We start from the raw sequence: 25420 nt of genomic DNA on the forward strand, positions 1-25420 counted from the left end.
AACAAAAAACCCGCCGAAGCGGGTTTTTTCGTAAGAACGAAGGTTCAGGCTTATGCCTGGCCTTTGATCTCTTTACGACCGTTGTAAGGTGCTTTTTCGCCCAGCGCTTCTTCGATACGAATCAGCTGGTTGTATTTAGCAACACGGTCAGAACGGCTCATAGAACCGGTTTTGATCTGGCCAGCAGCGGTACCAACAGCCAGGTCAGCGATGGTAGCATCTTCAGTTTCGCCAGAACGGTGAGAGATAACCGCGGTGTAGCCAGCGTCTTTCGCCATTTTGATCGCAGCCAGCGTTTCGGTCAGAGAACCGATCTGGTTGAATTTGATCAGGATGGAGTTAACGATACCTTTCTCGATGCCTTCTTTCAGGATCTTGGTGTTGGTTACGAACAGATCGTCACCAACCAGCTGGATTTTGTCGCCCAGTACTTTGGTCTGGTATGCGAAACCATCCCAGTCAGACTCGTCCAGACCGTCTTCGATAGAAACGATTGGGTACTGTTTGGTCAGGTCTTCCAGGAAGTGGGTGAACTCTTCAGAGGTGAACGCTTTGTTGCCTTCGCCAGCCAGAACGTATTTACCGTCTTTGTAGAATTCAGATGCTGCGCAGTCCATCGCCAGGGTGATGTCTTTGCCCAGCTCGTAGCCTGCTGCTTTAACCGCTTCAGCGATAACAGCCAGTGCTTCTGCGTTAGAACCCAGGTTTGGCGCGTAGCCGCCTTCGTCACCAACAGCCGTGTTCATACCTTTAGCTTTCAGAACTTTAGCCAGGTTGTGGAACACTTCAGAACCCATACGTACCGCTTCTTTCAGGGTTTTCGCGCCAACTGGCTGAATCATGAATTCCTGAATATCAACGTTGTTGTCTGCGTGCTCACCACCGTTGATGATGTTCATCATTGGTACAGGCATAGAGTATTTGCCTGGGGTGCCGTTCAGTTCAGCGATGTGCTCGAACAGTGGCATGCCTTTAGCTGCTGCTGCCGCTTTGGCGTTCGCCAGGGAAACCGCCAGGATTGCGTTCGCACCGAAGTTAGATTTGTTTTCAGTACCGTCCAGATCGATCATGATCTTGTCGATGCCAGCCTGATCTTTAGCATCTTTGCCAACGATAGCCTGAGCAATAGGACCGTTAACAGCGCCAACCGCTTTCAGTACGCCTTTGCCCATGAAACGGGATTTGTCGCCATCACGCAGTTCCAGCGCTTCGCGGGAACCTGTAGAAGCACCTGATGGAGCCGCTGCCATACCGACGAAACCACCTTCCAGATGAACTTCAGCTTCAACGGTCGGGTTACCACGGGAGTCGATGATTTCACGACCGATGACTTTAACGATTTTGGACATTAGATTTTCCTCAGTACAAGTTAAACTAAAACTCCAGACAAACAACGCGTACCAAAGGTACGCGTTGCCGTTCTAACTTTTTTTACTTCGCCTGACGCTTCTGGTACTCGCTGGCGGCTTTCACGAAGCCTGCAAACAGCGGATGCCCGTCACGCGGCGTTGAAGTAAATTCCGGGTGGAATTGGCAGGCCACGAACCACGGATGGTTAGGCACTTCGATGATCTCGACTAACTGATCATCCCCGGAACGGCCCGCAACACGCAGACCCGCAGCTTCAATTTGTTTCAACAACATGTTGTTGACTTCATAGCGGTGACGATGGCGCTCGGTGATGACCGGCTCGCCGTACAGCTTGCGTACCACGCTATCGTCGGACAGCTGGCAGGCCTGTGCGCCAAGACGCATGGTGCCACCCAGATCGCTCTTCTCGGTACGGACTTCGACGTTACCGTCTTCGTCGCGCCATTCCGTAATCAGCGCCACAACAGGGTACTTACAGTCTGGCACAAATTCCGTAGAGTTCGCGTTTTCCATTCCCGCTACGTTGCGCGCAAATTCAATCAGCGCAACCTGCATACCCAGGCAGATACCGAGGTATGGAATATTGTTTTCACGCGCATAGCGTGCAGTGGCGATCTTGCCTTCAACACCACGGTAGCCGAAGCCGCCAGGGATGAGAATCGCATCCAGATCTTTGAGAATTTCGACGCCGCGCGTCTCCACATCCTGCGAATCAATCAGCTTGATGTTCACAGAGACGCGATTCTTCAGACCACCGTGTTTCAGCGCTTCGATAACTGACTTATAGGCATCTGGCAGTTCGATGTACTTGCCGACCATACCGATAGTCACTTCGCCGCCCGGATTGGCTTCTTCGTAAATCACCTGCTCCCATTCAGACAGGTTAGCTTCCGGACAGTTCAAGCTGAATCGTTTACAAATATAATCGTCCAGACCCTGTGATTTCAACAGGCCCGGAATTTTATAAATGGAATCGACATCTTTCATTGAAATAACGGCTTTTTCAGGCACGTTACAGAACAATGCAATTTTCGCACGTTCGTTCGCCGGAATCGCGCGATCGGAACGGCAAACCAGGATGTCAGGCTGAATACCGATGGAGAGCAGCTCTTTAACAGAGTGCTGAGTCGGTTTGGTTTTCACTTCACCTGCTGCCGCCATGTAAGGCACCAGCGTCAGGTGCATGAACAGCGCGTGCTCACGACCAATATCTACCGCCAGCTGACGAATCGCTTCGAGGAATGGCAGGGATTCGATATCCCCCACGGTACCGCCGATTTCAACCAGCACAACGTCATGCCCTTCGCCACCGGCAAGGACACGCTCTTTAATGGCGTTAGTGATGTGTGGGATGACCTGCACGGTCGCGCCCAGGTAGTCACCACGGCGCTCTTTACGCAGAACGTCAGAGTAGATACGACCAGTCGTAAAGTTGTTACGACGGGTCATTTTGGTACGGATGAAACGCTCGTAGTGGCCAAGATCCAGATCGGTTTCAGCGCCGTCTTCAGTAACGAACACTTCCCCGTGTTGGGTTGGGCTCATGGTGCCAGGATCGACGTTGATGTACGGATCCAGTTTCATCATGGTCACATTGAGGCCACGGGCTTCAAGAATGGCTGCGAGGGAGGCTGCGGCAATGCCTTTACCCAGAGAGGATACGACCCCGCCGGTCACAAAAATATAGTTCGTTGTCATGCTGAACCTGAGAAGTTAGGGTGAAACGATGGAATAACCAGGACGGGAAAGTAGTATACCCGAACACGACGAGCGCCACAAACTTTCATTCTCCGTCTCCATTCCAGGCCATGACAAACATAAGGAGTGAGAAAATAGCCCCTTTTGGGTAAATGTTTTTGACGCAAATCAAGCGCTTGTCATTTAAAAAATCACACAAATTGCGCTTGATCGCAAAATCTCGTTAGAGATCATGTTCCTGGCGTTTTACTTCCTGCCAGACTTCTTCCATCGCGTCGAGGTCAATCCCGCTCATTTCCAGGCCGCGCGAGGCCACAATCCGCTCAACTTCGCGAAAGCGTCGTTCGAATTTAATGTTCGCTTTTTGCAGGGCGGTTTCCGCTTTTACACCGAGGTGGCGTGAAAGGTTGACGGTTGCAAACAGCAGATCGCCCATCTCCTCTTCCAGCTTTGCTTCATCCACAACGGCCTGCTGCGCTTCATGCATCACTTCGTCGATCTCTTCGTGTACTTTTTCCAGCACCGGGCCGAGAGAGGTCCAGTCAAACCCTACCGCCGAGCAGCGCTTTTGAATTTTGTGCGCGCGCATCAGCGCGGGAAGGTTCAGGGGAATGTCGTCCAGCGCCGAGTGCTGGGATTTTTCAGCGCGTTCAGCGCTTTTTATCTGCTCCCAGCGCGCCAGCACTTCCACACTGTTACCTGCGGAGGCATCACCAAAGATATGCGGATGACGACGCTCCAGCTTGTCGCTGATAGCGGCGCAGATATCGTCAAAGTTAAAGCGCCCCTCTTCCTGCGCCATCTGCGCGTAGAACACCACCTGGAACAGCAGGTCGCCCAGCTCACCGCGCAGATCGTCGAAATCCTCTCGCGAAATGGCGTCCAGCACTTCGTAGGTCTCTTCCAGCGTGTAAGGCGCAATGGTGGTGAAAGTCTGCTTTTTATCCCACGGGCAGCCGTTTTCCGGGTCGCGCAGGCGTTTCATGATGCCGAGCAGGCGGTCGATTTGAGTCATAACAGATTCCATTTAATGCCTGAGCCGGGTGGCGGCGTTGCCTTACCCGGCCTACAGAAGAGGATGTTTAGCCGCCGTGCAGACGACGCGCGTCAATCACATCCGGCACCTGGTTCAGTTTGCCGAGTACGCGGCCCAGCACCTGAAGGTTATAGATTTCGATGGTCATATCGATGGTGGCAAGCTGCTCGCGGGTATCGCTGCGGCTGGCAACGCCCAGCACGTTGACCTTCTCGTTGGCGAGAATGGTGGTGATGTCGCGCAGCAGGCCGCTGCGGTCGTTGGCAGTGACGCGCACCACCAGCGAGTAACCCGCCGAGTAGCTCTCCCCCCAGACGGCTTCCACGATACGTTCCGGCGCATGCGATTGCAGCTCTGCAAGCTGGTCGCAGTCGGAGCGGTGAATCGAGATCCCGCGCCCCTGGGTGATAAAGCCGACAATATCATCTCCCGGGATCGGCTGGCAGCAGCGGGCAATGTGGTGCATCAGGTTACCCACCCCTTCAACCACTACGCGGCCATTGTCCTTGCTGCGCTGCTGCGGAGCATAGGTTTTCTGCTGGAGCTGTTTCAGGGCTGCCGCATCCTGCTCTGCCGCGCTTGGCTTGTTGAACTGCGCTTGCAGGAAGTTCACCATCTGGTTCAGGCGGATATCACCGCCGCCAATCGCCGCTAACAGTTCGTCGAGCTCGTTGAAGTTGTAGCGCGGCAGCAGGAACTTCTCCGCTTCTTTCAGGCTAATGCCAATATGTTCCAGCTCGTCGTCCAGGATCTGGCGACCGGCAAGGATGTTCTTGTCACGATCCTGCTTGCGGAACCAGGCGTGAATTTTTGAGCGCCCACGGCTGGTGGTAACGTAACCGAGGTTCGGGTTCAGCCAGTCGCGGCTTGGGTTTGGCTGCTTCTGGGTGATGATTTCAATCTGATCGCCCATCTGGAGCTGGTAGGTAAACGGTACGATACGTCCGCCGATCTTCGCCCCGATGCAACGGTGCCCCACATCGCTGTGGATGTGGTAGGCGAAATCGAGCGGCGTGGAGCCTGCCGGCAAATCAACCACGTCCCCTTTCGGGGTAAAGACGTAGACACGATCGTCGAAGACCTGACTGCGCACTTCGTCGAGCATTTCGCCGGAGTCGGCCATCTCTTCCTGCCACGCAATCAGCTTACGCAGCCAGGCGATACGGTCCTCGTGACCGGAGCGACCGCCGCCGGAGGTACCTTCTTTATATTTCCAGTGCGCCGCCACGCCCAGCTCGGCGTCTTCGTGCATCTGTTTGGTACGGATCTGAATTTCCACCGTTTTGCCGCCAGGGCCGAGCACCACGGTATGAATAGACTGATAGCCGTTTGGTTTCGGGTTCGCGACGTAGTCATCGAACTCATCCGGCAGATGGCGGAAGTGAGTATGCACTATCCCCAGCGCGGCATAGCAGTCCTGAAGACGCTCCGCCACGATACGCACCGCGCGCACGTCAAACAGCTCGTCAAAGGCGAGGTGTTTCTTCTGCATTTTGCGCCAGATGCTGTAGATGTGCTTTGGACGCCCGTAGACCTCGGCGCGCACATTCTCCTCTTTCATCGACTGGCGCAGCCCGCTGACAAATTCATCGATATAGTGCTCGCGGTCGATGCGGCGTTCGTGCAGCAGTTTTGCAATGCGTTTGTATTCCGCCGGATGCAGGTAGCGGAAGCAGTAATCTTCCAGCTCCCACTTCAGTTGCCCGATACCCAGACGGTTCGCCAGCGGCGCATAGATATTCGTACACTCTTTAGCGGCCAGGACGCGCTCGTCTTCCGGCGCATCCTTTACTTCACGCAGATGGGCAACCCGTTCGGCCAGCTTGATCACCACGCAGCGGAAATCATCTACCATCGCCAGCAGCATACGACGAACGTTATCCACCTGCTCGGAAGAGACAGAGTCAGTTTGCGCGGCTTTAAGCTGACGAATGGCTGCCATATCACGCACGCCGTGGATGAGCGCCACGACGGACTGGCCGACGCTTTCACGCAGGACGTCTTCCGTCACCACGTCGGCGTCCGCCAGGGGGAACAGCAGTGCGGCCTGTAGCGTTTCGATGTCCATGTTCAGCATGGAGAGAATTTCAACCATCTCCACGCCGCGCCACAACAGCAGTTCAGCGTCCGGATGCCCCTGCGTTGTGCGTAAACAATAGGCCCAGGTTTCGGTTAAGCGTTCACACGACTGCTGGCTGGAAATCCCCAGACTTGCGATCCATTTTTGAGGGTCAAACTCACCAGCTTTATTTAAATGTGCACTTCTTACCGCAACCATCGTCCTCTCCTTTAGGGACAAGGGCCTGTCGAAGTCGACAAGCCAAACTCATTAGATGTGCTCGAACAACACCATCGATTCCAGATGACCAGTGTGCGGGAACATGTCCAGCATTGCCAGACGTCGAATCTGGTAACCCCCGCTCAATAATGCTTCGCTGTCACGGGCAAGCGTCGCCGGGTTACAGGAAACATAGACCACGCGTTCAGGCGCGAGTTTAATTATATGCTGCATCACGCCCGGCGCACCTGCGCGCGCCGGATCGAGCAGGATCTTATCAAAGCCCTGCTTAGCCCACGGTTGCTGAGTGACATCATCCTCAAGATTTTGATGAAAGAATGTCACATTTTGCAAACCGTTCTTTTGGGCGTTCTCCTGGCCTTTCGCCACCAGCGCCTCAACGCCTTCCACTCCGACCACGCTTGCTGCTCTGCGGGCCAGCGGCAGGGTAAAGTTCCCCATGCCGCAGAACAGATCGAGCACCCGGTCAGTGGGCTGTACGTCGAGCCATTCCAGCGCATTCGCCACCATCTGCTGGTTCACGCCGTCGTTAACCTGGATAAAATCCCGCGGGCTGAACGTTAAGCGTAGCCCGTCTGACGCATACCAGGGCGCTTCTCCGCTGACCTGCTCAAGTATCTCGCTTTGCGGCGCGAGGAAAAGCGCAAGCTCATGAGAATGCGAAAAGCGTTCCAGTTTTTCGCGATCCGCCTTTGACAGCGGCGCGGTGTGGCGCAGCACCATCAGCGGGCCACTGTTGGCCAGCACCAGTTCGACATGGCCGAGCGAACGCACGCCATCCAGCGATGCAAGACAGTGGTGCACGTCCGGGAGCAATGCCTCAAGATGGGGCACCAAAACAGGGCACTGCGTGACAGAGACGATATCGCTGGAGCCGGCTTTGCGAAACCCCATCTCCAGCCGCTCGGTTTTGGGCTGGTAGCTGAGGCTCAGGCGAGCGCGGCGACGGTAGCCCCAGGGCCGATCGGCAATGATGTCATTCACGTCGTGTCCGACCAGGCGGGCCAGCGCGCTGCTTTTACTTTTTTGCTGTAATTCAGTGCTGGCATGCTGTTGCTGGCAGCCACCGCAGACGCCAAAATGGGGGCAGCGAGGCGTCACGCGCTCCGGGCTATCATTAAGACGGCGCTTGACCTGACCGCGCGCATACTGACGTTTGTCTTCCGTCAGCGTAATATCTGCACGTTCTCCTGGCAGCAAACCTGTGATAAACAGTGTTTTACCCTTGTGACGCGCCACCCCCTGTCCAAAAGGATCGAGGTCAGAGGCTTCAACAGTTATGATCTGACGCGTCGTCACGCGTCGTTTTGCAGAGTAGAATTGCGCCATCGCCGAGATTGTTCTCAAATAAACATAATTAGCCTGATTGTCCCATAACGGAACTCCATGACCAACTACAGCCTGCGCGCGCGCATGATGATTTTGATCCTCGCTCCTACCGTTCTCATCGGTTTGCTGCTGAGCATTTTCTTTGTGGTGCATCGCTATAACGATTTGCAGAGACAGCTTGAAGATGCCGGGGCCAGTATTATCGAACCGCTGGCCGTCTCCAGCGAGTACGGCATGAACCTGCAAAACCGTGAATCCATTGGTCAGTTAATCAGCGTATTGCACCGCCGTCATTCAGAGATCGTACGCGCCATTTCCGTTTATGATGAGCATAACCGTCTGTTCGTCACCTCGAATTTCCATCTGGATCCCACGTCGCTGAAAATCCCGGATGGTACCCCCTTCCCGCGTCATCTTACGGTGTTGCGGCGAGGCGATATCATGATCCTGCGCACGCCGATTATCTCCGAAAGCTATTCACCCGACGAATCTGCCCAGTCCGATGCGAAGTCCAGCAATAATATGCTTGGATATGTGGCGCTGGAGCTGGATCTCAAGTCGGTGCGGCTCCAGCAGTACAAAGAAATTTTCATCTCCGGCGTGATGATGCTGTTCTGTATTGGCATCGCGCTGATCTTCGGCTGGCGACTGATGCGCGACGTCACGGGGCCTATCCGCAACATGGTGAATACCGTTGACCGGATCCGCCGGGGTCAGCTCGACAGCCGCGTGGAAGGCTTTATGCTCGGCGAGCTGGATATGCTGAAAAACGGCATCAACTCAATGGCGATGTCGCTGGCGGCTTATCACGAAGAGATGCAGCACAACGTTGACCAGGCCACCTCTGACCTGCGCGAAACGCTGGAGCAGATGGAGATCCAGAACGTGGAGCTGGATCTGGCGAAAAAACGTGCTCAGGAGGCGGCGCGTATTAAGTCTGAATTCCTGGCGAACATGTCGCACGAGCTGCGCACGCCGCTGAACGGGGTGATTGGCTTTACCCGTCTGACGCTCAAAAGCGAGCTTAACCCAACCCAGCGTGACCATCTGCATACCATTGAACGCTCAGCCAATAACCTGCTGACCATTATTAACGACGTACTGGACTTCTCGAAGCTGGAAGCGGGCAAGCTGATTCTGGAGAGTATTCCCTTCCCGCTGCGCAGCACGCTGGATGACGTGGTCACGCTTCTTGCCCACTCATCGCATGATAAGGGTCTGGAACTGACGCTCAATATTAAAAATGATGTGCCGGATAACGTCATTGGCGACCCGCTGCGCCTGCAACAGGTCATTACCAATCTGGTGGGCAACGCGATTAAGTTCACCGAGAGCGGCAACATCGACATTCTGGTCGAAAAAAGGGCGCTCAGTAATAACAAAGTCCAGATTGAAGTGCAGATCCGGGATACCGGCATTGGTATTCCGGAGCGCGATCAGACGCGTCTGTTCCAGGCTTTCCGCCAGGCCGATGCGAGCATTTCCCGTCGTCACGGCGGAACGGGCCTGGGGCTGGTGATCACCCAAAAGCTGGTGAAAGAGATGGGAGGCGATATCTCCTTCCACAGCCAGCCTAACCGGGGCTCAACCTTCTGGTTCCATATCAACCTTGATCTTAACCCGAACGTGCAGACCGACGGCCCGGTCACCGGCTGCCTGAAAGGGATGCGTCTGGCCTATGTGGAACCGAACGCCGCGGCGGCGCAGTGTACGCTGGATGTATTAAGCAGCACGCCGCTGGAGGTCATCTACAGCCCGACCTTCTCCGCGCTGGCGAACGATCATTACGATATCCTGTTGTTGGGGATTCCGGTGACGTTTACCGGAGAACTGACCATGCAGCAGGAACGCCTGGCGAAGGCGGCCTCAATGACGGACTACCTGCTGCTGGCGCTGCCGTGCCACGCCCAAATCAACGCCGAAGAGCTGAAAAACGACGGAGCGGCGGCGTGTCTGCTGAAACCCCTCACCGCCACACGGCTGTTACCTGCGCTGACCGAATATTGCCGTCTGACGCATCAGTCCCTGCCGCTGGAAAACGACGAACATAAGCTGCCGATGACGGTGATGGCCGTGGACGATAACCCGGCGAACCTGAAGCTGATTGGCGTGCTGCTTGAGGATCAGGTTCAGCACGTTGAGCTGTGTACCAGCGGCGCCGAAGCCGTGGAACAAGCCAAACAGATGCAGTTCGACCTGATCCTGATGGATATTCAGATGCCGGGCATGGATGGCATCCGCGCCTGCGAGTTGATTCGCCAGCTTCCGCACCAGCAGCAGACGCCGGTGATTGCCGTGACGGCGCACGCGATGGCGGGGCAAAAAGAGAAACTGCTGGGTGCGGGCATGAACGATTATCTGGCGAAACCGATCGACGAAGAGAAGCTGCACAGCCTGCTGCTGCGCTACAAGCCGGGGCACATTGGCGGGACATACACCATTACAGCTGAATCGCCGGAGATCAGCGTTAACCAGAATGCCACGTTTGACTGGCAACTGGCACTGCGCCAGGCGGCAGGCAAACCCGATCTGGCCCGCGATATGCTGCAAATGCTGGTGGACTTCCTGCCTGAGATCCGTAACAAGGTTGAAGAACAGCTGGTGGGTGAAAACCCCGAAGGACTGCTGGAAGCCATTCATAAACTGCACGGCAGCTGCGGCTACAGCGGCGTACCGCGGTTGAAAAATCTCTGCCAGTTGCTTGAACAGCAGCTCCGCGCGGGTACGCCAGAATCCGATCTCGAACCGGAGTTCCTGGAGCTGCTGGACGAGATGGACAACGTGACGCGGGAAGCAATGAAGGTGTTGGGGAGCTAAGACCAAAGCCCGGTGGCGCTTCGCTTACCGGGCCTACAGGAGCACGAACGTTAACGCGACATCCCCTGCCCCATCTTTATCACCGCCGCAATATTCCTTGCGGCCATCTGTACATTCTGTTGCGCATTTTCCAGCGCATCCTCCAGCGAGCAGATGGTGTAAATCACGCTGAATACGGCATCCAGTCCGTGCTCATGCACCACGCCAACATCCGCCGTCAGGCTGCCGGCAATGCCAATAACCGGCTTGTTATAGCGTTTCGCGACTCTCGCCACGCCAACGGGCACTTTTCCGTGGATCGTCTGGCTGTCGATACGCCCTTCGCCCGTGATCACCAGATCGGCGTCCGCGACCTGTTCATCGAGATGCAGGGCATCGGTGACAATCTCAATCCCCTGACGGAGCTGTGCGCCGCAAAATGCATACAGCGCCGCCCCCATTCCGCCGGCCGCACCACCGCCCGCCAGGTTTAAGACGTCAATATCCATATCCCGGGCGATAATTTTTGCGTAATGCGCAAGCGCGTTGTCCAGCGTCCTGACCATCTCCGGCGTCGCCCCTTTCTGCGGACCAAATACCGCAGAAGCACCTGTCTCGCCGATCAGGGGGTTGGTCACATCGCAGGCCACTTCAATTCGACAGGCTGCCAGCCGCTTGTCCAGCCCGCTAAGATCGATATGCGCAAGGCTTGCCAGTTCGCCGCCGCCCGGCCCAACGGGCTGCGCTTTCGCATCCAGCAGTTTTACGCCCAGCGCCTGCACCATGCCTGCGCCACCGTCATTGGTCGCGCTGCCTCCAATGCCAATAATGATATGCTTAACGCCCGCATCCAGCGCATGACGGATCAGTTCCCCGGTTCCCCAGGAGGTGGTGATTAACGGGTTACGCTTTGCAGGAGCAACAAGCTCCAGACCGCTCGCTGCCGCCATCTCGATAAAGGCGCTTTTCCCGTCTCCGGATAACCCGAAAAACCCTTCCACGCGTTCACCCAAAGGCCCGGTAACAGGAACATGGACAAGACGCCCATGCGTGGCTGCCACCATCGCTTCCACCGTCCCTTCGCCACCATCGGCAACCGGTAATTTGACATAGTCCGCTGACGGGAAAATTTCGCGAAAACCGACCTCTATCGCTGTCGCCACCTCCAGCGCGCTCAAGCTTTCCTTATACGAGTCCGGAGCGATAACAATTTTCATAAGCCATCCTTACGCATGTTAGTTACGTTAAGCATACACCACGTAAGGGACCACTCATGGGAGCGGTCCCAATGAGCTTATCGTACCATGCACGGACGTTTATTGTCGAATCTCCACTCTGGGATCAGGTATTGCATCGCCAGCGCGTCATCACGCGCGCCCAGGCCGTGTTTCTGGTAAAGCTCATGCGCTTTCATGACCTGGTCCATATCCAGCTCAACGCCCAGCCCCGGCGTAGCAGGAACTTGCACCATGCCGCCTTTGATTTCAAACGGCTGTTTGGTCAGGCGCTGGTTGCCCTCCTGCCAGATCCAGTGGGTGTCGATGGCGGTAATGTTGCCCGGCGCAGCGGCCGCCACGTGGGTGAACATCGCCAGCGAGATGTCGAAGTGGTTGTTGGAGTGGGAGCCCCAGGTCAGGCCGAACTCATGGCACATCTGCGCCACGCGAACCGAGCCCTGCATCGTCCAGAAGTGCGGGTCTGCCAGCGGAATGTCCACCGATTGCAGCGAGAGCGTGTGCCCCATCTGACGCCAGTCGGTCGCGATCATGTTGGTGGCGGTTGGCAGCCCGGTGGCGCGACGGAACTCCGCCATTACTTCACGTCCGGAGAACCCCTGCTCGGCGCCGCACGGATCTTCCGCGTAGGCCAGCACGCCTTTAAGCTGCTTACCGATTTTGATCGCCTCATCAAGCGACCAGGCACCGTTCGGATCCAGCGTGACGCGCGCCTGCGGGAAGCGCTTCGCCAGCGCGGCGATCGCCTCTGCTTCTTCTTCACCCGCCAGTACGCCGCCTTTCAGCTTGAAGTCATTAAAGCCATATTTTTCATACGCGGCTTCCGCCAGGCGCACCACCGCGTCCGGGGTCATCGCTTCATCGTGACGCACACGATACCAGTCGCATTTTTCGTCCGGCTGGCTCTGGTACGGCAGCGGGGTGAGTTTGCGGTTGCCGATAAAGAACAGGTAGCCGAGCATTTCCACTTCGCTGCGCTGTTGGCCGTCGCCCAGCAGGGAGGCGACATTGACGCCCAGATGCTGGCCCAGCAGATCCAGCATCGCGGCTTCAATGCCCGTGACCACATGGATAGTGGTGCGCAGATCAAACGTTTGCAGACCACGGCCACCCGCATCACGATCGGCAAAGGTCGTGCGCACGCGAGTCAGCACATTTTTGTACTCGCCCAGCGTTTTACCCACCACCAGCGGAATGGCGTCCTCCAGCGTTTTACGGATCTTCTCCCCGCCCGGGATTTCACCGACACCGGTATGCCCTGAGTTGTCCTTGATCACCACAATATTACGGGTGAAGAACGGCGCATGGGCGCCGCTCAGGTTCATCAGCATGCTGTCATGTCCCGCGACAGGAATGATCTGCATGGAGGTAACTACAGGGGTAGAAAATGTGCTCATCGTTCGATCCTTTTATCAGTGACGTCCAAATACAGGGCGCTTACGGTCAAATGTCCAGCCGGGGATAAGGTACTGCATCGGGCCTGCGTCGTTGCGCGCGCCGCCCGGCAGTTTTTTATACGCTTCATGCGCCTTGTGGATCTGATCCCAGTCAAGCTCCACGCCCAGCCCCGGCGCATCCGGTACGGCAATTGTGCCGTTTTTGATTTCAAGTGGATTTTTGGTCAGGCGCGCTTCGCCTTCCTGCCAGATCCAGTGCGTATCGATGGCGGTCGGGTTGCCCGGCGCCGCCGCGCCAACGTGGGTAAACATCGCCAGCGAAATGTCGAAATGATTATTGGAGTGGCAGCCCCAGGTGAGGCCCCAGTCATCGCACAGCTGCGCCACGCGCACCGCGCCGGAAAGGGTCCAGAAGTGCGGGTCCGCCAGCGGTATGTCCACCGCATTCAGCATCACCGCATGGCCCATTTCGCGCCAGTTGGTGGCGATCATGTTGGTCGCAACCGGCAGCCCGGTAGCGCGGCGGAATTCGGCCATCACCTCGCGGCCAGAAAAGCCCTGCTCGGCACCGCACGGATCTTCCGCGTAGGTCAGCACGTCGCCCAGCCCTTTGCACAGCGCGATAGCTTCATCCAGCAGCCAGGCGCCGTTCGGATCGACGGTGATGCGTGCCTCCGGGAAGCGTTTTTTCAACGCGCGCACGCTGTCAATCTCCTGCTCGCCCGGCAGAACGCCGCCTTTCAGCTTGAAGTCTTTAAAGCCGTAGCGATCCTGCGCCGCCTCTGCCAGGCGTACCACCGCCTCGCCAGAGAGCGCCTCCTGATGACGCAGGTGATACCACTCGTGGCTACCCGGCGAGCGTTCCAGATACGGCAGATCGGTTTTAGTCCGGTCGCCAACGTAGAACAGATAGCCCAGCACCGTTACCGCATCACGCTGTTTGCCTGGCCCCAGCAGTTCGCAGACCGGCACGTTCAGCGCCTTGCCCAGTAAATCGAGGAGAGCCGCCTCCAGCGCCGCCACCGCGTTAACGCGCAGTTCAAACGTCCAGGCACCTTTGCCGAAGGTATCAAAATCCGCCGACTGGTTGCCCTTATGCACCCGCTGAACCACCTTGTTGAGACGGGCGACCTCCTGCCCAACCACCTGCGGGATGGCGTCGACCAGCGTCTGGTAAATCACCTCTCCGCCAGGCGCTTCCCCGACGCCGGTGTTCCCTGCGCTGTCGGTCAGCACCACAATGTTGCGGGTGAACCAGGCGTTATGCGCGCCACCAATGTTGAGCAGCATGCTGTCCTGCCCCGCCACCGGGATGACCTTCATCTCCGTCACGATCGGGCTTGATTGCGTTGTCATCATCCGCGCTCCCCAACAGGTTTCAGTTCGATTCGTTTGATGTCACCCACCAGCACCAGGTAACTGAGTACCGCCACCAGCGCATGGACGCCTACATAAATCAGCGCACCATTGAAGGAGCCGGTGGTGCCGACGATGTAACCGATAGCGATTGGGGTGACAATGCCGGAAATGTTGCCAAACATGTTGAACAGACCGCCGCTCAGGCCGCTGATCTCTTTCGGCGCGGTATCTGCCATCACCGCCCAGCCCAGTGCGCCAATGCCTTTACCGAAGAAGGCCATCGCCATAAAGCCGATAATCATCCACTCCGCGCTGACGTAGTTACAGAACACCATGGTCATGGAGAGCAGCATGCCGAGCACGATTGGCGTTTTACGCGCAATATTCAGCGAACCGGTACGACGCATCAACCAGTCGGAGATGACCCCGCCAAGCACCCCACCCACGAAGCCGCAGATGGCCGGCACGGAGGCGACAAACCCCGCCTTCAGAATCGACATGCCGCGCGCCTGCACCAGGTAAACCGGGAACCAGGTGATGAAGAAGTAGGTTAAGGCGTTAATGCAATACTGGCCGAGATAGATACCGATCATCATTCGTGAGCCGACGAGTTGTTTGATCTGCCCCCATTTCTGGCTGAACGGGACCTTAGCTTTCTGGGTTTTCTGATCCATGTTGATCAGCGCCCCGCCTTCAGCAATGTAGTCCAGCTCTTTCTTGTTCACGCCCGGATGCTGGTTTGGTTCGTGGATCACTTTCAGCCAGATGAAGCTGATGACGATCCCCAGCCCGCCCATGAAGAAGAAGACGTGTGACCAGCCCACCTCATGCGTCAGCCAGCCCATGATTGGCGCGAAAATAACCGTCGCAAAGTATTGCGCCGAGTTAAAGATCGCTACCGCCGTACCCCTCTCCTGCGCCGGGAACCAGGCGGCCACAATACGGCTGTTGCCAGGGAACGATGGCGCTTCCGCTAAGCCCACCAGGAAGCGGAGGGTAAAGAGCGCAATGATAATGCCGAAGCCGCTAAAGATATCCACGAAGCCCTGTAACAGGGTAAACATCGACCAGATGAAAATGGACCAGAAATAGACCCGTTTTGAGCCAAAGCGGTCCAGCAGCCAGCCGCCAGGGATTTGGCCGATTACGTAGGCCCATGAAAATGCGGAGAAAACATAACCCATACCCACCGGATCAAGTCCGATGTCCTTTGCCATCTCAGAGCCGGCAATGGATAACGTGGCACGGTCGCCGTAGTTGAAAGAGGTGACGATAAACAGCATCACCACTATCCAGTAGCGGGCGTTGGTGCGCTTCTCAGCGCTGCTCGCCGCGTGGCTTAATGTACTCATTGTTGCACTCCTGAAACATAGCTTTCGCCTGGTTCATTCTGTACAGCACCTGTAGGGTAATCAGAATGAGAGATTTGTGTTTGGTTTTGGTACGGCCAGAAGCCGTTTTATAGTGACGGGAAAAGTATATGAAGGAGTGACCGGTTCTCTCACCGTGCAGGAACACAACATTGACGGGCGTGGGGAACGTGGTTTGGGGCATAAGCCCAAAGTGGTGGAAGATACTTCACGGAATTGAGGATAGGATGCGGCTTCGTTGCCGGGTGGCGGCTTCGCCTTACCCGGCCTGGCGTTCGTTTAGTACAGGGTTAGTTCAGGAGCGTGGCCCAGTGTTCAACCCAGGGATTTGACTCGCTTTCTGGCTCAGGGTGTTCACCCGCATCAATCAGCAACATCTCTCCGACGCGCTGAGCGCTCTGTTCCTGCAACAGCGCGTCGAACTGTTTACCGCCGCCGCAGAAATTGGCGTAAGAGCTATCGCCGAGGGCAATGATGCCATAGTGAACATCTGGCTGATAGCCAAGCTGGTCTTTAATGCCCTGGAAAAGCGGGACGATGCTGTCCGGTAGATCGCCCTGCCCGGTGGTGGAGGTCACCACCAGGATGTATTTATCTTTATACTTTTCCCAGTCCGCCAGCTCCGGATCTTCATAGACCGTTGCTTTATGGCCCTGGTTTACGAGGATTGCTTCCGCTTCCTCCGCCACCAGCAGCGAGTTGCCGTACATTGTCCCGACAAAAATGCCTACTTCAGCCATGCTTTGCTCCCGTAATTATTGCGCTTGCTGTTCATCCTGAACGTTGCCTGCGGCAAACTCAACCCTTTCATTTTCGGGGAGTTGTCCCAGCCAGCCAAACTGTGACAGCACCTGCATCCAGACCTCGTCCAGCCCCGCGCGAATAGTCAGCGGTTCGCCGGTAAACGGGTGCGTCAGGCGTAGCTCGCTGGCGTGCAGCATCAGCCGGTTACAGCCAAAGTGCTCGGCCGCGCTGCGGTTCTGGCGCAGATCGCCGTGCTTGCTGTCGCCAATAATGGGGTGGCGCAGATGTGCAAGGTGACGGCGAAGCTGGTGCTTGCGCCCGGTTTTGGGCAAAAGCTCCACCAGACTATATCGCGTGGTCGGAAATTTGCTGGTCGCCACCGGCAGTTCTGTGGTCGCCATACCACGATAGTCGGTCACCGCTGGCTGCGGGCCTTTATCTTCGCGGGCAAATTTATCGGCGATTTTATCCAGTTCCTCCACCAGGGGATAATCAAGCGTGGCGGAATCCATCAGCCAGCCACGCACGATGGCGTGGTAGCGTTTCTGGATCTGGTGCCGTTCAAACTGCTGCGCCAGCAGGCGCCCGGCCTCACTGGAAAGCCCCATCAGCAGAACACCAGAGGTTGGCCGATCGAGACGATGGGCAGTAAAAACGTGCTGACCGATTTGATCGCGCACGGTTTGCATGACCACCACTTTCTCATCGCGATCGAGCCAGCTACGGTGCACCAGCCAGCCGGACGGTTTATTCACCGCCACTAACCACTCATCCTGATAAAGGATCTCAAGCGTCATGCATCGTCACCGGCGAAAAGCGCATCCAGCTTCTCCAGCTCCACCAGCATCATAGTACGCGCCGGGTGGGTCGCTTCCAGCGCCATTTCGTAATAGGGAGAGACGGCAAAAGACGCGGGCAACGCGTGGCCACCTTCCAGCAGCGCATGCATACGCGGAATTAAGACCCACTGGAGCCACTCGAACGGGTCCAGCGTATCCAGACAAAACGGTTGGGTGCTGACGAACGCGTCTGGCTGCGGCGCGTTATCCTGCCACAGCTGATGCTGGCGCATAAGGGCTTCGATGGCGTGCAACTGCGCACGAACGCTGTCATGATGCGACATATATACCTCAACTGAAAAACGGAATGGCGCGAAGCATAGCATTGCGGAAGACAGAAATAAAAAAGGGAGCACTGTAAAAACAGTGCTCCCGGTTCGTTTCGCAGCATTCCAGCTACAATACGTGCTCCCTGCTCATCCGTGACAACTTTTCCTGATGCCCGAAGGCCTGGTCATCCCTTTACCTTTTGCTTCCTGCTCACATCGTCCTGATGTGTAGGTTTCATCCTGAAACGTCCTGGCCATCCTGACCCACCGACCATCCTGACCGGCTCTCGTTCTCCTTCCTGGAGGTGTCCCTTACGCATCCTGCGTGATCCACTTTGCTTCATCCTGAAGCCTTCCTGCGGCGTCATCCTGACGTGTCCCTGGTAAGAAACGCCATCATCCTGATGTTCGTTTCTCGTGTCGGCATCCTGTCGACACAGATAGAATCCGCTATTCTGCTTCGTCTTACAACCCACCTTGTGAGCAATGTAAGCCAGGCGAAACGGGGGATTTCCTTTCAGAAAACCACTAACTTATTGAAAGAGAAGTTAATATTAATCTGAAATTCCTAAGACAATGCTAATTGTTTCGGCGATGTCTCACAGCGCGTGTAAGAGATCTCTCACACGCCCAGTAGCATCATGGATTACAGAAGAGGCTCAATTCGGGTAAGGAAATCCGCAAGTGAAGGCGCGAGAACGTCGCGATTGCGGGTGCCGAGCGTCTCTTTAATGACCTCGCCAGACAGGTTGCAGACAGAAATGACGTCCAGTTCACTGTCGAGCGTCGCAATAAAGAGAGTCGGAGAGAGCTTAAGCCGTTTTTGCGTGACCAGGTGACCAATGAGGTTTTCCTGAACGCGTTGCAGATCGTCTTCGCTCCAGGTTTGCAGCAGCGTCAGCGGCTGTCCTGCAAAACATGCAGTCATATCCCCGGCAAACTGCGTGGTATAAAATGCATGAAGCGCAGGTTGTATCACAAGGTCCATCGCGCGTTCAACAGCATTTACATTCTGCTCGCCCATGAACGGTTTCGGTTGCCAGATAACGTAATCATCCTGCGAAGCGATAATGCACGGTGACGGCACGCCATATAAGTCAGTACTTTGCGGCCACGTCCCCCGCTTTTCATGCCAGGCATCGCAATAGCGGGTCGTGAAGGACGTCAGGGCATTTGCAGTTTCGATATCCACCGATTTCTCTCTTCTTGTAAGACAGGATAAACTCAGCCCATAAGTGTACCTGTAAAGTGGCTATGAAACATGTCTTACGAAAATCATCAGGCGTTAACGGGCTTAACGCTGGGAAAATCGACCGATTACCGCGACACCTACGATGCAAGCCTGTTGCAGGGCGTGCCGCGTAGTCTGAACCGCGATCCGCTCGGGCTGCACGCTGACGCGCTGCCGTTTGTCGGCGGCGACATCTGGACGCTGTACGAACTCTCCTGGCTGAATGCGCGCGGTCTGCCGCAGGTGGCCGTGGGCCACGTTGAACTGGATTACGCCAGCGTAAACCTGGTCGAATCCAAGAGCTTTAAGCTCTATCTCAACAGCTTTAACCAGACCAAATTTAACAGCTGGGACGAGGTGCAACAGACGCTTGAACGTGATTTAAGCGCGTGCGCGCAGGGGAACGTAACCGTCTCGTTATACCGTCTGCATGAGCTGGAAGGTCAGCCCATCGCCCATTTCCACGGCACCTGCATCGACGATCAGGACATTGAGGTGGAAAGCTATGAATTTAGCAGCGACTACCTGGAAAACGCGGCGGGCGGAAAAGTGGTCAACGAGACGCTGGTCAGCCATCTGCTGAAATCCAACTGCCTTATCACCCATCAGCCGGACTGGGGCTCGGTACAGATCCAGTACCGCGGCCCGCAGATTGACCGTGAAAAGCTGCTGCGTTACCTGGTGTCATTCCGTCATCACAACGAATTCCACGAGCAGTGCGTGGAGCGCATCTTCAACGACATCCAGCGTTTCTGCCAGCCCGAAAAGCTGAGCGTTTACGCCCGCTACACCCGTCGCGGCGGCCTAGATATCAACCCGTGGCGCACCAATACCGATTTTGTGCCTGCCACCGGACGGCTGGTGCGCCAGTAAGATAAATATTTTCACAATATGCGGGCGGTATTCCGCCCGAAGTGTTGTGAAACGTCATAAGCCAGGGCTATTGTAATCAACAGGGAAAGACGATAATCGTCCCATAAGGAGCTCACTTGATTACACATATTAGCCCGCTTGGCTCTATGGATATGTTGTCGCAACTGGAAGTGGACATGCTTAAACGCACCGCCAGTAGCGACCTTTATCAACTGTTTCGTAACTGTTCACTTGCCGTACTGAACTCCGGAAGCCTGACCGACAACAGTAAAGAGCTGCTGTCCCGCTTCGAAAGTTTTGATATCAACGTGCTGCGCCGCGAGCGCGGGGTGAAGCTCGAAGTGATCAACCCGCCGGAAGACGCTTTTGTCGACGGGCGTATTATTCGCTCACTTCAGGCCAACCTGTTTGCCGTGCTGCGCGACATTCTGTTTGTTAACGGACAGATCAGCAATGCCGGACGTTTCCAGCATCTTGACCTGGAAAGTTCCGTTCATATCACCAACCTGGTCTTCTCCATTCTGCGTAACGCCCGTGCCCTGCACGTGGGCGAAGCGCCGAACATGGTCGTCTGCTGGGGCGGTCACTCCATTAACGAAACCGAATACCTGTATGCCCGCCGCGTAGGGACGCAGCTCGGCCTGCGCGAACTGAATATCTGTACCGGTTGCGGTCCTGGCGCGATGGAAGCGCCGATGAAAGGCGCGGCAGTAGGACACGCACAGCAGCGCTATAAAGAAGGCCGTTTTATCGGCATGACCGAGCCATCGATCATCGCCGCTGAGCCGCCTAACCCGCTGGTTAACGAACTGATTATTATGCCGGATATCGAAAAACGTCTTGAGGCGTTTGTCCGTATCGCGCACGGCATCATCATCTTCCCGGGCGGCGTAGGCACGGCGGAAGAGCTGCTTTATCTGCTGGGGATCCTGATGAACCCGGCTAACAAAGATCAGGTTCTGCCGCTGATCCTGACCGGCCCGAAAGAGAGCGCCGACTACTTCCGCGTGCTGGACGAGTTTATCGTGCATACGTTGGGCGAAGATGCGCGCCGTCACTACCGCATTATTATTGACGATGCCGCAGAAGTGGCCCGTCAGATGAAAAAAGCGATGCCGCTGGTGAAAGAGAATCGTCGTGATACCGGGGATGCCTACAGTTTTAACTGGTCCATCCGTATCGCACCGGATCTTCAGATACCCTTCGAGCCGTCGCATGAGAACATGGCGAACCTCAAACTCTATCCGGATCAGCCGGTGGAAGTGCTGGCTGCCGACCTGCGTCGCGCCTTCTCTGGCATCGTGGCGGGGAACGTGAAAGAGGTAGGGATCCGCGCAATTGAAGAGTTCGGGCCGTATAAGATCCACGGTGACCCGGAGATGATGCGCCGCATGGATGACATGTTGCAGGGCTTTGTCGCTCAGCACCGCATGAAGCTTCCAGGCTCTGCCTATATTCCGTGTTACGAAATCATCAAGTAAAGCGACATTTCTCTCCTCTCAAGCCGGATCGTCATCCGGCTTTTTTATTAGTGATGCAATTCATAGCGATCTTCAATGTTATTAACAAATCTGACGCCTGCGCAAACGATTACCTCGATTTTGAAACCGTAAATAATCAGCCTTAATCGAAATTACCCGCCAGAAAATCCTAAAATCCCATTTCTTTACAGCGAAAGACACCTATCTCGCGGGTCGACCTTTTCGAAAACATGTCGTTAATGGTAGCCTTCGCGCCCGTAAATTCTCTTTGATGTTTTTTTAACAGATAAATGGTCTAAAGATACCCACATCACAAGTGGATTATTGCATTTGGGATCGCGATCACTGATAGATTCATAACTAGAATGTATCTTTCCGCCCGCCAATAGTTACGGGCAAAAATTATTAAAAAACCGTCACTGAACGAATTTCATATTACCGTCAGGCACTTTTTCATCGGATTTGACTAAAAACCTGACAATTTGCTTCCTCCAGGAGATACAGATGGAAACCACTCAAACCAGCACCGTTGCTTCGATTGAATCCCGAAGCGGTTGGCGCAAAACGGATACCATGTGGATGCTTGGCCTGTACGGCACAGCAATCGGCGCTGGTGTACTGTTCCTTCCTATCAACGCAGGTGTCGGCGGTATGATCCCGCTGATCATCATGGCCCTCATCGCTTTCCCGATGACCTTCTTTGCACACCGCGGCCTGACCCGCTTCGTGCTGTCCGGTAAAAATCCGGGCGAAGACATCACTGAAGTCGTTGAAGAACACTTCGGCGTCGGCGCAGGTAAGCTGATTACCCTGCTCTACTTCTTCGCGATTTACCCGATTCTGCTGGTGTACAGCGTTGCTATTACCAACACCGTTGAAAGCTTTATGATGCACCAGCTTCAGATGACCCCGCCGCCGCGTGCGATTCTGTCCCTGATCCTGATCGTCGGTATGATGACCATCGTGCGCTTCGGCGAGCAGATGATTGTGAAAGCGATGAGCGTGCTGGTGTTCCCGTTTGTTGCGGCTCTGATGGTGCTGGCTCTGTACCTGATCCCACAGTGGAACGGCGCTGCGCTGGAAACCCTGTCTCTGAGCAGCGCATCCACGACCGGCAACGGTCTGCTGCTGACCCTGTGGCTGGCGATCCCGGTGATGGTATTCTCCTTCAACCACTCGCCAATCATCTCTTCCTTCGCAGTAGCGAAGCGTGAAGAGTACGGCAATGGCGCAGAGAAGAAGTGCTCCAGCATCCTGGCTCGCGCGCACATCATGATGGTACTGACCGTAATGTTCTTCGTGTTCAGCTGCGTGCTGAGCCTCTCCCCGGCGGATCTGGCGGCGGCGAAAGAGCAGAACATCTCTATTCTGTCTTACCTGGCAAACCACTTTAACGCACCGCTGATTGCGTGGATGGCGCCGATCATAGCGATTATCGCCATCACCAAATCCTTCCTGGGCCACTACCTGGGCGCACGTGAAGGCTTCAACGGCATGGTGATTAAATCTCTGCGTGGTAAAGGCAAGACCATTGAAATCAACCGTCTGAACAAAATCACTGCACTGTTCATGCTGGTGACCACCTGGGCGGTAGCCACCCTGAACCCAAGCATTCTGGGCATGATTGAAACCCTGGGCGGCCCGATTATCGCGATGATCCTGTTCCTGATGCCGATGTACGCGATTCAGAAAGTGCCTGCGATGCGCAAATACAGCGGCCATATCAGCAACGTGTTCGTTGTTGTGATGGGCCTGATTGCCATCTCCGCTATTTTCTACTCGCTGTTCAGCTAATACCTCCTGCGCCGTCTGCGGACGGCGCACTTCTCCCCTCTGACTGAAGCAATGGACGCATCATGATTAGCGTATTCGATATCTTCAAAATCGGTATTGGTCCTTCCAGCTCTCACACCGTCGGACCAATGAAAGCCGGTAAACAATTCACGGATGACTTGATTGCACGCGGCATTTTGCACGACATCACCCGCGTGGTTGTCGATGTATATGGTTCCCTTTCCCTGACCGGTAAAGGCCACCATACCGATATTGCCATTATCATGGGGCTGGCGGGTAATCTGCCGGATACCGTTGATATTGATGCAATACCTGGCTTTATCCAGGACGTGAACACCCACGGTCGTTTGCTGCTGGCGAACGGCGAGCATGAGGTTGAATTCCCGGTTGATCACTGCATGAATTTCCATGCGGATAACCTGTCGCTGCACGAAAATGGCATGCGCATTACCGCGCTGGCCGGCGACAAAGCGGTTTACAGCCAGACGTATTACTCCATCGGCGGCGGGTTTATCGTCGACGAGGACCATTTTGGTCAAAGCACCAATTCTGCTGTTGATGTGCCGTACCCTTACAAAAACGCGGCCGACTTACAGCGTCACTGCCAGGAGACAGGGCTTTCTCTCTCCGGCCTGATGATGAAAAACGAGCTGGCCCTGCACAGCAAAGAGGAACTGGAACAGCACTTCGCTAACGTCTGGGAAGTGATGCGCAGCGGCATTGAGCGCGGGATCACCACCGAAGGCGTGCTGCCGGGTAAACTGCGTGTTCCGCGTCGTGCGGCTGCGCTGCGCCGCATGCTGGTCAGCGCCGACAAAACCACCACCGATCCGATGGCCGTCGTCGACTGGATCAACATGTTCGCGCTGGCGGTGAACGAAGAGAACGCCGCGGGCGGCCGCGTCGTCACCGCACCAACCAACGGGGCGTGCGGCATTGTTCCGGCGGTCCTGGCGTATTACGACAAGTTTATCCGTGAAGTGAACGCAAACTCACTTGCACGCTACCTGCTGGTCGCCAGTGCGATTGGCTCACTGTACAAGATGAACGCCTCAATTTCTGGCGCGGAAGTAGGCTGTCAGGGTGAAGTGGGCGTAGCCTGCTCTATGGCGGCGGCGGGTCTGGCCGAATTGCTGGGCGCAAGCCCTGCGCAGGTTTGTATCGCGGCGGAAATCGGCATGGAACATAACCTGGGGCTGACCTGCGATCCGGTCGGCGGACAGGTCCAGGTGCCATGCATCGAACGTAACGCCATCGCCTCGGTGAAAGCAGTGAACGCGGCCCGTATGGCGCTGCGTCGTACCAGCGAACCGCGCGTCTGCCTCGACAAGGTTATCGAAACCATGTACGAAACCGGCAAAGATATGAACGCCAAATACCGCGAAACCTCCCGCGGTGGCCTGGCGATGAAGATCGTCACCTGCGATTAAGCCTCTCAGGAAGCCTCGTTTTGCGAGGCTTCTTCCTGTTTTCCCCACCATTCATAGTTTCATGCTGCGCTCAGTGTTACCCTTCACCCATTAGACAGAAGGGAGATTATCTGTGGCCGTTCATTTGCTTATCGTCGATGCTCTTAACCTGATTCGCCGTATTCATGCGGTACAGGGCACACCCTGCAAGGACACCTGTTTACACGCGCTGGAGCAGCTTATCCGCCACAGTGAACCCACCCATGCGGTCGCGGTTTTTGATGACGAAGCCCGCAACACGGGCTGGCGGCACCAGCGCCTGCCGGACTACAAAGCCGGGCGTGCGCCGATGCCGGACGATCTGCACGCAGAAATGCCCGCTATCCGCGCGGCCTTTGAGCAGCGCGGCGTTCCGTGCTGGGGCGCCCACGGTAATGAGGCTGACGATTTAGCCGCAACGCTGGCGGTTAAAGTCGCGAGCGCCGGACATCAGGCGACTATCGTTTCAACCGACAAAGGCTACTGCCAGCTGCTCTCCCCCACTATCCGTATTCGCGACTATTTTCAAAAACGCTGGCTGGACGCGCCGTTCATTGCCAGCGAGTTTGGCGTATCGCCTGAGCAACTGCCGGATTACTGGGGGCTGGCGGGGATCAGCAGCTCTAAAGTGCCGGGTGTCGCCGGTATTGGACCCAAAAGCGCCGCACATCTGCTGACGGAGTTTCAGAGTCTGGAAGGGATGTACGCCCGGCTGAACGAGGTGCCGGAAAAATGGCGCAAAAAGCTGGAGGCGCATAAAGAAATGGCGCTTATCTGCCGGGAGGTGGCGACGCTACAGACGGATTTACAACTGGACGGGAATTTACAGCAGTTAAGGTTAGAGCGTTAAA

19 protein-coding genes are annotated in these 25420 nt (G+C 55.8%); 6 read left to right on the forward strand and 13 right to left on the reverse strand.

Going from position 1 to position 25420, the window contains the following annotated elements:
- Positions 1-50: 50 nt before the first annotated feature.
- The 5 genes from eno to rlmD form a co-directional block, all read right to left on the reverse strand.
- Positions 51-1349 carry a phosphopyruvate hydratase gene (eno, locus tag DD606_RS01605; protein ID WP_006811784.1) on the reverse strand — a complete coding sequence of 433 codons (1299 nt, stop codon included), beginning with the start codon at positions 1347-1349 and terminating at the stop codon, positions 51-53.
- Positions 1350-1431: 82 nt separating this feature from the next.
- Complete coding sequence (gene pyrG / locus DD606_RS01610; RefSeq protein WP_003862718.1) at positions 1432-3069, reverse strand: glutamine hydrolyzing CTP synthase; 1638 nt, start codon at positions 3067-3069, stop codon at positions 1432-1434.
- Positions 3070-3292: 223 nt separating this feature from the next.
- Positions 3293-4084 (reverse strand): nucleoside triphosphate pyrophosphohydrolase, encoded by a 792-nt coding sequence (gene mazG, locus DD606_RS01615; protein WP_129258104.1) that lies wholly within the window; start codon positions 4082-4084, stop codon positions 3293-3295.
- A gap of 67 nt (positions 4085-4151) precedes the next feature.
- Positions 4152-6383 (reverse strand): GTP diphosphokinase, encoded by a 2232-nt coding sequence (gene relA / locus DD606_RS01620; protein WP_058674934.1) that lies wholly within the window; start codon positions 6381-6383, stop codon positions 4152-4154.
- Between the two features lie 51 nt (positions 6384-6434).
- Positions 6435-7733, reverse strand: a complete 1299-nt coding sequence (gene rlmD, locus DD606_RS01625) for a 23S rRNA (uracil(1939)-C(5))-methyltransferase RlmD (protein ID WP_048244844.1) — start codon at positions 7731-7733, stop codon at positions 6435-6437.
- Positions 7734-7790: 57 nt separating this feature from the next.
- Between rlmD and barA the strand changes: the two genes are divergently transcribed.
- Entirely contained in the window at positions 7791-10550 is a 2760-nt protein-coding gene (gene barA, locus DD606_RS01630; RefSeq protein ID WP_003862726.1) for a two-component sensor histidine kinase BarA, read from the forward strand.
- A 50-nt stretch (positions 10551-10600) separates the two neighbouring features.
- On the opposite strand, the gene DD606_RS01635 is transcribed toward barA, so the two are convergent.
- From DD606_RS01635 to syd, 8 genes are all read right to left on the reverse strand, one after another.
- A complete protein-coding gene (locus tag DD606_RS01635) occupies positions 10601-11746 on the reverse strand; it encodes a glycerate kinase (protein WP_023314755.1) in 1146 nt (381 codons plus the stop codon).
- 77 nt (positions 11747-11823) lie between these two features.
- Positions 11824-13161 carry a glucarate dehydratase gene (gene gudD / locus DD606_RS01640; RefSeq protein WP_003862731.1) on the reverse strand — a complete coding sequence of 446 codons (1338 nt, stop codon included), beginning with the start codon at positions 13159-13161 and terminating at the stop codon, positions 11824-11826.
- A 15-nt stretch (positions 13162-13176) separates the two neighbouring features.
- Complete coding sequence (locus DD606_RS01645) at positions 13177-14517, reverse strand: enolase C-terminal domain-like protein (RefSeq protein ID WP_003862733.1); 1341 nt, start codon at positions 14515-14517, stop codon at positions 13177-13179.
- The gene (gene gudP / locus DD606_RS01650) at positions 14517-15872 is read right to left on the reverse strand and encodes a galactarate/glucarate/glycerate transporter GudP (RefSeq protein ID WP_003862734.1); all 1356 of its coding nucleotides are present in this window, start codon (positions 15870-15872) and stop codon (positions 14517-14519) included. The genes DD606_RS01645 and gudP overlap by 1 nt, the downstream gene beginning before the upstream one ends.
- Before the next feature lie 308 nt (positions 15873-16180).
- Complete coding sequence (locus DD606_RS01660) at positions 16181-16630, reverse strand: flavodoxin (RefSeq protein ID WP_023295346.1); 450 nt, start codon at positions 16628-16630, stop codon at positions 16181-16183.
- A gap of 15 nt (positions 16631-16645) precedes the next feature.
- Positions 16646-17431, reverse strand: coding sequence for a tRNA pseudouridine(65) synthase TruC (gene truC / locus DD606_RS01665; RefSeq protein ID WP_109949009.1), 786 nt, complete (start codon positions 17429-17431; stop codon positions 16646-16648).
- Positions 17428-17757: a YqcC family protein gene (locus DD606_RS01670; RefSeq protein ID WP_045897941.1), complete on the reverse strand. Its 330-nt coding sequence runs from the start codon at positions 17755-17757 to the stop codon at positions 17428-17430. Before DD606_RS01670 ends, truC begins: the two co-directional genes overlap by 4 nt.
- 631 nt (positions 17758-18388) lie before the next feature.
- Positions 18389-18934, reverse strand: a complete 546-nt coding sequence (gene syd, locus DD606_RS01675; RefSeq protein ID WP_003862744.1) for a SecY-interacting protein — start codon at positions 18932-18934, stop codon at positions 18389-18391.
- A gap of 69 nt (positions 18935-19003) precedes the next feature.
- Between syd and queF the strand changes: the two genes are divergently transcribed.
- From queF to xni, 5 genes are all read left to right on the forward strand, one after another.
- The gene (gene queF / locus DD606_RS01680; RefSeq protein ID WP_023323687.1) at positions 19004-19846 is read left to right on the forward strand and encodes an NADPH-dependent 7-cyano-7-deazaguanine reductase QueF; all 843 of its coding nucleotides are present in this window, start codon (positions 19004-19006) and stop codon (positions 19844-19846) included.
- Positions 19847-19962: 116 nt separating this feature from the next.
- Complete coding sequence (gene ppnN / locus DD606_RS01685) at positions 19963-21327, forward strand: nucleotide 5'-monophosphate nucleosidase PpnN (RefSeq protein ID WP_003862748.1); 1365 nt, start codon at positions 19963-19965, stop codon at positions 21325-21327.
- A 504-nt stretch (positions 21328-21831) separates the two neighbouring features.
- Entirely contained in the window at positions 21832-23121 is a 1290-nt protein-coding gene (locus DD606_RS01690; RefSeq protein WP_003862749.1) for an HAAAP family serine/threonine permease, read from the forward strand.
- A gap of 62 nt (positions 23122-23183) precedes the next feature.
- On the forward strand, positions 23184-24551 hold the full coding sequence (locus DD606_RS01695) for an L-serine ammonia-lyase (protein WP_003862751.1): 1368 nt from the start codon (positions 23184-23186) through the stop codon (positions 24549-24551).
- Positions 24552-24663: 112 nt separating this feature from the next.
- Entirely contained in the window at positions 24664-25419 is a 756-nt protein-coding gene (gene xni, locus DD606_RS01700; RefSeq protein ID WP_063979317.1) for a flap endonuclease Xni, read from the forward strand.
- Position 25420: the final 1 nt, after the last annotated feature.

This window comes from Enterobacter cloacae complex sp. GF14B (assembly GCF_004136805.1).
Classification (GTDB): domain Bacteria; phylum Pseudomonadota; class Gammaproteobacteria; order Enterobacterales; family Enterobacteriaceae; genus Enterobacter; species Enterobacter hormaechei_C.